At 37.5% G+C, this 13331-nt stretch carries 12 protein-coding genes; 9 read left to right on the forward strand and 3 right to left on the reverse strand.

The window, feature by feature from the left end; all coding sequences use genetic code 11:
- Positions 1 to 105: 105 nt before the first annotated feature.
- A complete protein-coding gene (locus tag DK857_RS05895; protein ID WP_109401770.1) occupies positions 106 to 720 on the forward strand; it encodes a LysE family translocator in 615 nt (204 codons plus the stop codon).
- Positions 721 to 782: 62 nt separating this feature from the next.
- Here DK857_RS05895 and DK857_RS05900 read toward each other — a convergent pair whose 3' ends face one another.
- Positions 783 to 2825 (reverse strand): choline transporter, encoded by a 2043-nt coding sequence (locus DK857_RS05900; RefSeq protein ID WP_109401771.1) that lies wholly within the window; start codon positions 2823 to 2825, stop codon positions 783 to 785.
- A gap of 209 nt (positions 2826 to 3034) precedes the next feature.
- Between DK857_RS05900 and betI the strand changes: the two genes are divergently transcribed.
- The 8 genes from betI (at position 3035) to DK857_RS05940 (ending at position 11570) form a co-directional block, all read left to right on the forward strand.
- Positions 3035 to 3637: a transcriptional regulator BetI gene (betI, locus tag DK857_RS05905; RefSeq protein ID WP_109401772.1), complete on the forward strand. Its 603-nt coding sequence runs from the start codon at positions 3035 to 3037 to the stop codon at positions 3635 to 3637.
- Between the two features lie 24 nt (positions 3638 to 3661).
- Positions 3662 to 5137 (forward strand): betaine-aldehyde dehydrogenase, encoded by a 1476-nt coding sequence (gene betB / locus DK857_RS05910; protein WP_109401773.1) that lies wholly within the window; start codon positions 3662 to 3664, stop codon positions 5135 to 5137.
- 39 nt (positions 5138 to 5176) lie between these two features.
- Positions 5177 to 6856, forward strand: a complete 1680-nt coding sequence (betA, locus tag DK857_RS05915) for a choline dehydrogenase (RefSeq protein ID WP_109393893.1) — start codon at positions 5177 to 5179, stop codon at positions 6854 to 6856.
- A 365-nt stretch (positions 6857 to 7221) separates the two neighbouring features.
- A complete protein-coding gene (gene codB / locus DK857_RS05920; protein ID WP_109393892.1) occupies positions 7222 to 8472 on the forward strand; it encodes a cytosine permease in 1251 nt (416 codons plus the stop codon).
- The gene (locus DK857_RS05925; protein WP_109393891.1) at positions 8462 to 9739 is read left to right on the forward strand and encodes a cytosine deaminase; all 1278 of its coding nucleotides are present in this window, start codon (positions 8462 to 8464) and stop codon (positions 9737 to 9739) included. The genes codB and DK857_RS05925 overlap by 11 nt, the downstream gene beginning before the upstream one ends.
- Positions 9740 to 10059: 320 nt before the next feature.
- Entirely contained in the window at positions 10060 to 10812 is a 753-nt protein-coding gene (locus DK857_RS05930; protein WP_109394038.1) for a DUF3944 domain-containing protein, read from the forward strand.
- A gap of 192 nt (positions 10813 to 11004) precedes the next feature.
- The gene (locus tag DK857_RS05935; RefSeq protein ID WP_036912865.1) at positions 11005 to 11223 is read left to right on the forward strand and encodes a hypothetical protein; all 219 of its coding nucleotides are present in this window, start codon (positions 11005 to 11007) and stop codon (positions 11221 to 11223) included.
- A 2-nt stretch (positions 11224 to 11225) separates the two neighbouring features.
- Entirely contained in the window at positions 11226 to 11570 is a 345-nt protein-coding gene (locus tag DK857_RS05940; protein ID WP_109393890.1) for a low molecular weight protein tyrosine phosphatase family protein, read from the forward strand.
- 103 nt (positions 11571 to 11673) lie between these two features.
- Here the strand turns inward: DK857_RS05940 and DK857_RS05945 are convergent, their stop codons facing one another.
- Positions 11674 to 12138, reverse strand: coding sequence for an HIT family protein (locus tag DK857_RS05945; protein WP_109401774.1), 465 nt, complete (start codon positions 12136 to 12138; stop codon positions 11674 to 11676).
- A gap of 110 nt (positions 12139 to 12248) precedes the next feature.
- Positions 12249 to 13226, reverse strand: coding sequence for a porphobilinogen synthase (gene hemB, locus DK857_RS05950; RefSeq protein WP_072064069.1), 978 nt, complete (start codon positions 13224 to 13226; stop codon positions 12249 to 12251).
- Positions 13227 to 13331 lie beyond the last annotated feature (105 nt).

Here is a 13331-nt window from a genome sequence, read left to right on the forward strand (position 1 = left end):
AGGGTAATTGGTGGTGAGTTAAATAGGTTTTTATTAAAAGAAGAACATATTTTATGTCACTTTTTATTACTTATTATTGATTCAAAAGTGAGAGTGAGAAGAACAATGAGTGAACTAATTGCTGTGGCGATGATTACAATATTGGCGGTTATTAGCCCGGGGCCAGATTTTGCTATGGTGACAAAAAATAGTTATTCCTATGGTGTAAGAGTAGGATTAATGACGGCAATTGGTATTGCGATTGGAGTACAAGTGCATGTTTTTTACACCGTATTTGGTATCTCTTTTATTATTATGGGATCACCAACGCTCTTTTTTATTATGAAATTATTAGGTGTTGGATATTTAATTTATCTTGGGGTTAAATCGTTAACGAATAAAACACAATTGACCATTGAGAATGCGGTCAATTTAGCACCCAATATGTTTCAAGCATTACGTGTTGGTTTTTTTACTAATGCTTTAAATCCTAAAACGATGTTGTTTGTTATTGCACTTTATACGCAAGTTGCCAACTTAAGTAATCCACTTTGGATAAATCTTTCTTATGGTATGTTTATCTCTGTTGCTCATTGGGTTTGGTTTAGTTGTGTTGCGTTATTTTTTTCTACGCCTTTATTACGCACAAAAATACTTTCAAATCAAAAAGTGGCAGATAAAATTATTGGTGTATTATTAATCCTTTTGGGTATTGGGTTGTTGTTTATTTCAGTGAAGTAGAAAATTAAACAAATAAAAAGGAGATCAAATAATGATCTCCTTTCTTTATTTTAAGTGAGGATTTAATTTGATTCAGGGAACGTTAATGTTGCCCCTGGTGCTTCACGACTAAGATGAATAAAATTTAGGTGCTTTTCATATTGATCTAAAATATCTGTAATGACCTGCTCTTTGGTGTAATCCATTAAGTCATTTCCTTGGGAGCCTTCCCATAAATAAGTCTCTAAACGGTAATAATCTGATTTACCTCGACGAGCACGATAAGTAAATGCAGGTACTGAATATTTTTGTGGCCAAATCTGATAAATAAAATTTTGCTCTTGGTCAAGATCGACCACAAGCTCTAAATGATGTAAGCGTTCATTATCTTCAATTGGGTAATAATTGAATTCGACTTTGGCTCCTCGTAATAACAGCTCTTTAGCCACATCTTGCATTGCTGGCATACAAGTTAAATCTAACATCCGTTGTGTATAGGTCGTTCCTGGGAAATTCATTACTCGCCCTAAACGCTGTTTCCAATTCATCGTAGTATTGCCATAAAGTGGTGCTGGCGCATTGGTATTTAGCGAACTAACACGTCTAAAATCTTCGACTTTTAATGATTTATAAAGTCCGGCCATAATAAAGAAAATAACAAAACTAAAGGGTAATCCCATTATTATGGTGGTGTTTTGTAAGGCAGAAATACCATCTGCCATTAACATACCTAACGTTAATAAACCAATAGCAATAGACCAGAAAATGCGAAGCCAATTTGGAGCATCGTTATTAACATGGCTTAATTGAGAGGTGAAATTACCTAATACTAATGAGCCAGAGTCAGCAGAAGTGACATAAAATAATAATCCAGTAATTGTGGCAACAGACGCCGTTAAACCAAAACCAGGATAGAGTTCTAATAATGAATAAAATCCTTTTTCGGGAGCTTCCAATACTGTTTTTGCGAGTTCTTTATTACCATGGATCACTTCATATAAAGCACTATTACCAAAAATTGACAACCATAGTAGTGTAAAAACAAAGGGAATAATTAAGGTGCCTATGACGAATTGTCGAATTGTTCGTCCTCTTGAGATACGAGCTAAAAAGAGTCCAACAAAAGGTGACCATGCAACCCACCAAGCCCAGAAAAACAGTGTCCAGCTATTCATCCAATCTGTTGGTTTATCAAATGCAAAGCTATTTAATGTCATACCTAAAAAGCGATTAGTGTAGTCACCGACATTTAATACCAGTGCATTTAATAAAAACTCAGTATCACCCGCAAATAAGATAAATAAAATCAGCCCCAATGCGAGTAGTACATTCAGTTCAGATAAAATCCTGATCCCTTTGTTAACGCCCGATGTTGCCGAAATAACGGCCATAATGACAGATAATAGAATTAATCCGCCTTGAACGCCCAATCCTTGGGGCAAATCAAAAAGAACTTTCAGCCCATAATTAAGTTGTACAACACCAATGCCTAATGTTGTCGCAATACCAAAAATAGTTCCCAATACCGCTGCAATATCAACGGTATGGCCAATTGGGCCATAAATGCGGTTTCCAAAGATAGGATAAAGTGCAGAGCGTATGGTCAAGGGCAAATTATAACGATAGCTAAAATAACCGAGTGCTATACCAATAAGTGCATACATAGACCAGCCCGTCAGGCCATAGTGGAATAAAGTCCACACCATCGACTGACGGGCTGCTTCTATTGTTTCACCTTCGCCTGTTGGCGGTAACATATATTGCGTAATGGGCTCCGCCACAGAGAAAAACATCAAATCAATCCCAATACCTGCTGCAAATAACATCGCAGACCAGCTTAAAACACTAAATTCAGGTTTCGATTGCTCAGGCCCTAATTTGATATTTCCAAAACGAGAAGTGGCAACAAAAATAACAAAAACAATGTATAGCGTTGCTGCTAATAAATAGTACCAACCAAAGGTTTTTGATACCCATCCTAGCGTTGACACGATCCATGTATTTGCTGTTTCTGTCATCAAAATAGTGAAAAAAGAAAACGCTAAAATCAGCGTTGCTGAAGCGAAAAAAACAACAGAATTTAGCTTGTCTTTCTGTGGTTTTTTTGTGCTGTTAAGAGTTGTCATCAGAAATTCCAAAAATTTATTTATCTAAAAGTTAAAAGTTGCATTCTTTGTTAACTAATTGAATTAGTTGCAAAGATTCAAATTTTCACAATGTCCTCCTATATAAAAATGTAAATTAATTGTGATAAACAATAGTTAATATTGATTGAATGTTCAATTAAAAAAACGTTTAATAAAAGCGTTCAATGTATTTTTTAGGTCTTTAAAACATGCCGAAGATAGGAATGCAGTCGATACGTAAACAGCAATTAATCCAAGCAACGTTAGCAGTGATTAATGAGGTTGGAATGCAAGAGGCGAGCATCGCATTGATAGCTCGAAAAGCTGGTGTTTCTAACGGCATTATTAGTCACTACTTTCGTGATAAAAATGGATTGTTGGAAGCTGCTATGCGCCATATCCAGTATCAATTGGGTTTTGCGGTGGCGATACGTTTAAGAATGTTAAGTGATGCAACACCTAAGCTACGTATCCAAGCCATTGTTGAAGGTAACTTTGATACAACTCAAACTAGTGAAGCCGCAATGAAAACATGGCTAGCATTTTGGGCGAGTAGTATGCATCAGCCTAATTTGAATCGCTTACAAAAAGTCAATGATAGAAGGCTTTATTCCAATTTAAGTTACGAGTTTGGGCGCGTTCTTACTAAAGATCAAGCTCGTTTGGCTGCAAAAGGTTTAGCTGCATTAATAGATGGTTTATGGCTACGAAGTGCATTAAGTCATGCACCATTTTCTCTTGAAGAGGCCAAAACCATTACTAATGAGTATATCGATATGCAATTGACAAATCGGAGTCAAATAAAGACTTAAGAAACTAATAATAAAGGAGAAATTATGCCAAACCCACCGTTACAGAAACTCTATATTCATGGTGGATATGTTGATTGTGCACAACCGGAATGTGAGCAATTTGAAGCGATTAACCCAGCTAATGGTGAAGTGATCGCACATTTACAATCTGCAAGTGAAGAAGATATCAATTGGGCGGTCGAGAGTGCGAAGCAAGGGCAAAAAATTTGGCGTGCAATGACCGCAATGGAACGATCTCGAATTTTGCGACGCGCTGTTGATATTTTACGTGAACGTAATGATGAATTGGCTCATTTAGAAACTTTAGACACAGGTAAACCGCTATCTGAAACGCGCTATGTCGATATTGTGACGGGCGCTGATGTTTTAGAGTATTACGCAGGTCTGATCCCCGTACTTGAAGGGGAGCAAATTCCGCTTAGAGAAACCGCTTTTGTTTATACGCGACGTGAGCCTTTGGGAATTGTTGCTGGTATCGGTGCTTGGAATTACCCCATTCAAATAGCGTTATGGAAATCTGCGCCTGCACTTGCCGCAGGTAATGCCATGATCTTTAAACCAAGTGAGATGACTTCATTAACAGCATTAAAGCTTGCCGAAATATACACTGAAGCAGGATTGCCAAATGGCGTTTTTAACGTTGTTACAGGGAAAGCTAATGTGGGGCAATGGTTAACACAGCATCCTGATATCGCGAAGGTTTCTTTTACTGGCGGAATTGAAACGGGTAAAAAGGTGATGGCAAATGCTTCTGCTTCAAGTTTAAAAGAAGTAACCATGGAGCTTGGTGGAAAATCACCTTTAATTATTTTTGATGATGCGGATTTAGATACCGCCGCTGATATTGCGATGATGGCGAATTTTTATAGTTCAGGCCAAGTTTGCACCAATGGAACGCGCGTATTTGTACCAGAAAAGTTAAAAAAAGCATTTGAAGCCAAAATCACTGAGCGTGTCTCCCGTATTCGAATAGGTTCTCCTCTTGAAATGGACACCAATTTTGGTCCTCTGGTCAGTTTCCCTCATCTTGAAAAGGTCTTGAGTTATATTGAGTTAGGCAAAACCCAAGGGGCGAGATTACTTTGTGGTGGTCATCGTTTATTAGAAGGCAATTTTGCTCAAGGTGCTTATGTTGCACCGACAGTTTTCACAGATTGCACCGATGATATGAATATCACGCAAGATGAAATCTTCGGCCCTGTGATGAGTATTCTTAGTTATCAAACTGAAGATGAAGTGATTTTACGCGCAAATAATAGTGTTTATGGTTTGGCCGCAGGTCTTGTCACCAAAGATCTCACAACAGCTCATCGCGTTATTCACCAATTAGAAGCTGGAATTTGTTGGATTAATACATGGGGCGAGTCTCCAGCAGAAATGCCAGTTGGTGGTTATAAACATTCTGGGGTGGGACGTGAAAACGGGCTTGTTACACTACAGAATTATACTCAAATAAAATCTATTCAAGTTGAACTTGGGGAGTTTTCATCCGTTTTTTAATCCATTCTTTTTTTAATGACTGAAACAGAGGAGATAACAATGGTCTATGACTACATTATTATCGGTGCTGGTTCAGCCGGTAACGTTCTTGCTACCCGCTTGACAGAAGATCCTGAAGTTACTGTGCTGCTCCTTGAAGCTGGAGGTCCGGACTACAGGTTCGATTTTCGTACACAAATGCCAGCGGCATTAGCTTATCCGTTACAAGGTAGGCGATATAATTGGGCTTATGAAACAGAGCCCGAACCTTATATGAATAACCGACGCATGGAGTGTGGTCGTGGAAAAGGGCTAGGTGGATCATCATTAATTAATGGTATGTGCTATATCCGTGGTAATGCAATGGATTTTGATGGGTGGGCAAAATTACCTGGTCTTGAAGAGTGGGACTATTTAAGTTGCTTGCCTTATTTTCGTAAAGCTGAAACTCGTGATATTGGTGCTGATGATTATCATGGTGATAAAGGGCCTGTAAGTGTAACAACACCTAAAAAAGGCAATAATATTTTATTTCAAGCGATGATTGAAGCCGGTGTACAAGCAGGATATCCAAGAACGATTGACCTTAATGGCTATCAGCAAGAGGGCTTTGGCCCAATGGATAGAACAGTCACACCGAAAGGTCGCCGAGCAAGCACCGCAAGAGGTTATCTTGATCAAGCTAAAGCACGAAAAAACTTAACGATCAAGACTCACGCTATAACAGATATTATTGAGTTTGAAGGAAAAAAAGCAATTGGTGTGCGTTATCTTTTAGGAGAAAATACTACTCTTCATTATGTAAAAGCCCGTCGAGAAGTATTGCTTTGTGCGGGGGCAATTGCCTCACCTCAAATATTGCAACGTTCTGGTATTGGGCCTGAAGAAATATTAAATGAATTTGATATTTCTCCTGTGCATGTATTACCGGGAGTTGGGGAGAATCTGCAAGATCATCTAGAAATGTATTTGCAGTATGAATGTAAAAAGCCTGTTTCACTTTATCCTGCTTTAAAATGGTATAACCAACCTAAGATTGGTGCACAATGGTTATTTCAAGGAACAGGTATAGGTGCAAGCAATCAATTTGAAGCTGGCGGATTTATTCGCTCTAGCGAAAAATATGCGTGGCCCAATATTCAATTCCACTTTCTGCCCGTTGCCATTAATTATAACGGCACCAATGCGGTAGATGTTCATGGTTTCCAAGCACATGTAGGATCGATGCGTTCACCTAGTCGAGGGAGAGTAAAATTAGCCTCTACAGATCCTCATCAACATCCTAGTATCTTGTTTAATTACATGTCCACAGAACAAGATTGGGAAGAGTTTCGCGCTGCAATTCGGATCACACGGGAAATAATGGCACAACCGGCATTAGATGCTTATCGTGGAGAAGAGATTAGCCCAGGGAAACATATTCAAAGTGATGAAGAGCTTGATGCTTTTGTCAGAGAACGTGCTGAAACAGCATTCCATCCTTGCGGCACGTGTAAAATGGGAACAGATGAAATGGCAGTTGTCGATGAGGAAGGTCGAGTACACGGCATAGAAAACTTAAGAGTTATTGATGCATCTATCATGCCACTAATAATCACTGGGAATTTGAATGCAACTACAATTATGATGGCAGAAAAGCTAGCAGATAAAGTGAGAGGAATAAACCCTTTACCTAAAAGCCAAGCTGACTATTATGTTGCAGGTGATCAACCTGTAAGAAAAACAAATCTAAGCCTATAAATTAGGGTAGACAAAAGAGGAATGTAAATTCCTTTTTTGTCTTTTTATCATTATTTCCTCTTTGTTGATATTGAATTTATATAAAAATACTTTATATAAAGTCTAAATATTCAGGAAAAAATATGATTAATTTTTATCATAAATATTTCTAAATAAAATTACTTTATAAAAGAAATTCAAAGTAACGAGATAAATTCAAGTAAAACAACGGTTTTACTGTCATTTTTGTGATAAATGTCAACTCTCCATAACTGAAGCATCCCATTAATTATCGTAAACAGACAACGAAAACGTTTGCATAATATTTTTATGCAGATAGAATTCGTCAGATTTTTTTGGCCTGGTGAAATTAATAGGGGGTTAAAGTGTCTCAGGATAACAATTATAGTCAGGGCCCAGTGCCCATATCCGCAAGAAAGGGTGGATTGGCGTTAACCTTTGTGATGTTGGGATTAACGTTTTTTTCAGCCAGTATGTGGACTGGCGGCGCTCTTGGTACTGGTCTTTCCTTTAATGATTTCTTCCTCGCAGTTCTAATTGGTAATCTTCTTCTTGGTATCTACACCGCATTTCTTGGTTTTATTGGTTCAAAAACAGGTCTTACTACTCATCTCCTCGCGCGTTACTCTTTCGGTATTAAAGGTTCTTGGCTTCCCTCATTTTTACTCGGTGGTACTCAGGTTGGTTGGTTTGGTGTGGGTGTGGCAATGTTTGCCATCCCGGTAGGAAAAGCTACTGGTATTGATATTAATCTCCTTATCGCCGTTTCCGGCATTTTAATGACCATCACAGTATTCTTCGGTATTTCCGCTCTCACTGTTCTCTCTATCATTGCTGTTCCTGCTATCGCAATCCTTGGAAGTTACTCTGTTTACCTTGCTATACATGATATGGGGGGGCTTTCAACGCTAATGGCCGTTAAACCTGCTCAACCATTAGATTTTAATTTAGCGCTGGCGATGGTTGTTGGATCCTTTATTAGTGCAGGTACGCTGACGGCTGATTTCGTACGCTTTGGACGAAACCCTAAAGTTGCAGTGATTGTCGCAATTGTTGCCTTCTTCTTAGGAAATACCTTGATGTTTGTCTTTGGTGCTGCAGGTGCTGCTTCACTAGGAATGGCAGATATCTCGGATGTGATGATTGCGCAAGGATTATTACTTCCTGCTATCGTGGTGCTGGGGTTAAATATCTGGACAACGAATGACAACGCGTTATATGCATCAGGATTAGGTTTTGCCAATATTACTGGTTTATCAAGTAAGAAACTTTCAGTCATAAACGGTATCATCGGTACGCTGTGTGCTTTATGGCTATATAATAACTTTGTAGGTTGGCTTACCTTTTTATCTGCAGCAATTCCACCAGTAGGAGGTGTTATTATTGCAGATTATCTGATGAATAAAGCACGCTATAACACCTTTAATATTGCTACAATGCAATCGGTTAACTGGGTAGCGCTACTTGCTGTTGCAATAGGTATTGTTGCAGGGCACTGGTTACCGGGTATTGTGCCTGTTAATGCTGTGCTAGGGGGAGCAATAAGCTACGCTGTGTTAAATCCAATATTAAATCGTCGTACAGCTCGACAAGCGGAGATAAGTCATGCTGGGTAAGAATATCGAACAAATTAATCATGCTCGTCTAGTTGGAAAAGAAGGTTTGTGGCGCATTACGCTTAAAAACAACAAAATTGAAGTGATAGAGCCACAACCTGAACATAATTTTCATCCTGAAGCATTAGATGCGCAAGGTGGTTTAGTTCACGCTCCTTTTGTTGAACCTCATATTCATTTAGATACAACACAAACAGCAGGACAACCGAATTGGAATCAATCGGGGACATTATTTGAAGGTATTGAGCGTTGGGCTGAAAGAAAAGCACTGTTAACTCATGATGATGTTAAACAACGTGCATGGCAAACGCTACAATGGCAAATTGCTAATGGTATTCAACATGTTAGAACCCATGTGGATGTTTCAGATGCTTCACTAACAGCATTAAAAGCAATGCTGGAAGTGAAAGAAGAAATTAAACCTTGGGTTGATTTACAAATTGTTGCTTTTCCACAAGAAGGTATTTTGTCTTACCCTAATGGTGAAGCATTATTAGAAGAAGCATTAAAATTAGGTGCTGATGTTGTAGGTGCTATTCCACACTTTGAATTTACGCGTGAATATGGTGTTGAATCACTGCATAAAACCTTTGCATTAGCACAAAAATATGATCGTTTAATTGATGTTCATTGTGATGAAATTGATGATGAACAGTCTCGCTTTGTTGAAACTGTTGCCGCTTTAGCACATAAAGAGAATATGGGTTCACGAGTGACAGCCAGTCATACAACTGCAATGCATTCTTATAATGGCGCTTATACTTCACGTTTATTCCGACTATTAAGAATGTCTGGAATTAACTTTGTGGCAAATCCTTTAGTTAATATTCACTTGCAAGGTCGTTTTGATACCTATCCAAAACGTCGTGGTATTACTCGCGTAAAAGAGATGCTAGAAAGTAATATTAATGTCTGTTTTGGTCATGATGATGTTTTTGATCCTTGGTATCCATTAGGCACAGCAAATATGCTCCAAGTTTTACATATGGGATTGCATGTTTGCCAATTAATGGGCTATGGTCAAATTGATAACGGATTACAGTTAATTAGCCACAACAGCGCAAAAACACTCGCTTTAACGGATTATGGTGTTGAGGTAGGCAATAGTGCAAACTTTATTATTCTGCCAGCGGATAATGGATTTGATGCTTTACGTCGTCAAGTACCTGTGCGTTATTCTATTCGCCAAGGTAAAGTCATTGCACAAACAGAGCCAGCAAAAACAGAAATTATGTTAGATAAGCCAATGTGGATTAATTATAAATAATAACCAAATAATTGTAGCAAAAGTCATCTTTATTTAGGATGACTTTTTTATATAAGTAAATTAATGAATTGAATAATAAATAGGCATCTAATGCTTAATTATTTTATGTTTTTTTTATTTGTATTACTTAACTTAAAAATAGATATTTACCTTATGGTTGTGAAATGCAATCCCCAAACACAAATAAATATATTTAAATTATTATTATCTCATATTTGGTGTTTTATATAAAACAAGAAGATATTTAATCTGTTTAATTTCCTATAAAATCCAATTAAATAATCTTATTTATAAAACATAATAAAAGGAGATAGATGTTTATGGCATATCGTTATGATGAAGATCTAGTTTTTCTCTCAGAATGTTCAAATGAAGAATTGAATGATCTTGTTTATTTATTAACACATGATAAAGATGGCGAAAAACGTTGGACAGAAGAGTTAACAAATAATTCTAATTATAAAGCATTTTATCCTAATCATAGTTTATATTGGGAAGAAATCGCCGCTGAAATACAATGTTTTGGCGGTAATACTTTCGCCACCATGTTTAGAGGGGGAAAAGGTGTTTTATATCGAGAAGTATTAATTGATGTCTGTGATAAATTAAAAGTTAATTATAATAAAAATTCTACTATTGAAATTATTGAAAATAATCTTTTGATGAAAATAGTAACAGATGCACTAGGTTCTATGACACCAGAACAAATTAAACAACTAGGTGGAGAATTAGGTGTAAAAAATACATCTGGCCTAACAGCACAAACACTAACAGCTGGTTTTCAGGCAATATTTAGAGCTGGTGGATTTAAGTCGTATCAGTTAACGGCGATTATCGTAAACCAAATAATGAAAGCCTTAATTGGTAGAGGATTAAGTTTTGCTGCGAATGGCACATTAATGAGAACAATGTCAATCTTAGCTGGGCCTGTTGGTTGGGCTATTACAGGAATATGGACGGCAATTGATATTGGTAGTACTGCTTATCGCGTAACAATTCCTGCCGTAATTCAAGTCGCATTTTTAAGAACACAATCTTCTGCTAAATTAGCGAATGAGATTAGTTTTGATTAAGAAATAATGAGTTTTTCAGTTAGAACAACAAATCTATAATACTCTTTGTTTGCTTATTAAAATATTTATTGAATGAAAATGAATCATTGCTGTATTTATCATTGCAGATTTACCTAATTCAACTAAAATAAGACACTGTTAGACCCTCTCCGTATTACTGCGGCTGCTATCCCTTTAATCTGAGAGGTTTTTATGTCTACACAAAGAGATCGTGGTTGGCGTCAATGTGTTAACCGCAAAAATAAACATCAAGAAATGGGTTGTTCACGAGTGATGTTTAAACCAGAAAAAAAATGGTCTAATTTATATACTCGATCACTTAAAATGACCAGAGCTGCACAATTAGGAATTGAATACCCAAGAATTTCTCGTAGTCAGCGCCGATTAAATGCGTTATCTGATAGTGAGTAATGATGAATATCTTATTTATTTGCAGTAAAAATCAATGGCGAAGCCCAACCGCAGAACTGTTGTTTGCAGATAGAGAAGGCATTAATACACTTTCGGCGGGTACGCGCAAAGATGCGCAATGTGTGGTTGATAACGAATTACTTAAATGGGCTGATTTAGTGCTTGTCATGGAATCTAAACATTTAAATCGATTATCTGCACATTTTCCTGCAACTATGCGCTATAAAAAAGCGCATGTATTGGGAATACCTGATAATTATCGTTTTAACGATCCGGCATTAATTGAACTCCTTGAACAGAAAGTTCAGCCTTATTTACCAATGGAAGCAAAGCTTTCAACTAAATAATGTTTTTAATCTTGATAAAAAAACGCTCAGCTTAAAATAAGACTGGGCGTTTTTTATATCTAAAATTTTTATGCAGGTATAAAAAGAGTAGGTTGGGCTTTTACTATTGGTTATTTTTTCTGATCAGTGTCGCAAGTTGTGCAAGCTCTTCATCACTTGCTCGTTCAAAATCGTGAGATGAAAGATAACCCGGATATTTATCAAAGAAAATCTTCTGCTTATTTTCAATAGGTGCCCATTTTGTCATATCACCAGTGCCATGCATTGGGCTAAGTTTACTATGAACATGATCAACACCAAATCCTTCAAAAAACATTCCTGAACGTGAAACATCAGGAAATGTTTTATCTAAGATTTTTGCCACTTTTTTCGTCGCAATCACTAACAACGCTAAGGCTTCATCACTGAGATCAAAAGCATAACTTGGATAGTGTTTTTTAGGAATAACAACCGTAAAGCCTTTGGTATTCGGAAATATAGAAAGAAAAGCAAGGTGGTGTTCGTCTTCCCAAATTTTATGGCAAGGTGCTTTTCCAGCAACGATTTGACAGAAAATACAGTTATCCATATTAACCTCATAATTAAGTACTCATTATACTTCAAGTTGCAGCGTTGTTAGCTGAGCATTATTGCAATTGCCATTTAGCTGCATCTTGAATTATTCAGAGTATAAGATGGTTAAAGTAGGTTTCTTTCAGCTAAATCCAGTGCGAAGTAAGATAGAATTAAATCTGCACCAGCGCGTTTAATTGAACCTAAAGTCTCCATTACTACACGATCTTCATCGATTGCACCGGCTAATGCTGCAAATTTAATTTGAGCATATTCACCGCTGATTTGATAAGCCGCTAAAGGTAATAAAGTACGTTCACGTACATCGCGAATAATATCTAAATAAGCACCAGCAGGTTTAACCATCAGCATATCAGCGCCTTCTTGCTCATCAATTAATGATTCGCGGATCGCTTCACGGCGGTTCATTGGATTCATTTGATACGTCTTACGATCACCAATTAAGCGAGAGCCTGCTGCATCACGGAAAGGACCATATAAGGCTGAAGCAAATTTAGTCGAATAAGAAACAATACCAGTATCGCTAAATCCTGCTTTATCAAGTGCTGCACGAATAGCGGCGACTTGGCCGTCCATTGCAGCAGATGGTGCGATAAAATCTGCGCCAGCTTGTGCCGCAGCAACAGCTTGAAGACCTAAATTATAGATAGTTTCATCATTATCAACATGTTCGCCATGTAAAACACCACAGTGACCATGTGATGTGTATTCACAAAAACAGGTGTCAGACATGACAATCATTTCTGGTACTGCATCTTTACAAATACGAGACATGCGAGAAACTAAGCCATCACTTTTCCAAGCATCACTCCCTGTTTCATCAAGATGATGCGATACCCCAAAAGTCATGACAGTTTTAATGCCTGCTTTTGCAATACGTTCAATTTCATAAGCAAGACGCTTTTCAGGAATACGAACGACACCTGGCATACTTTTAATAGGTTGGTAATCATCAAGCCCTTCTTCTACGAATATAGGTAGAGCGAGATCATTTTTAGTTAAGGTTGTTTCTTGAAAGAGCGCGCGCAGGTTTTCGGACTGGCGTAGTCTTCTTAAACGCTGGATGGATTGTTCGTTGCTCACAATATCTCCTTTTTATGGCCAGTACTAACAAGTATTTACCGAGGTATTATAAACCTTAATATCGATAGATAGATACTCTATAATTGATACTCGTCATACTTCCGC

The organism is Proteus terrae (assembly GCF_003144325.1).
Taxonomy (GTDB): domain Bacteria; phylum Pseudomonadota; class Gammaproteobacteria; order Enterobacterales; family Enterobacteriaceae; genus Proteus; species Proteus terrae.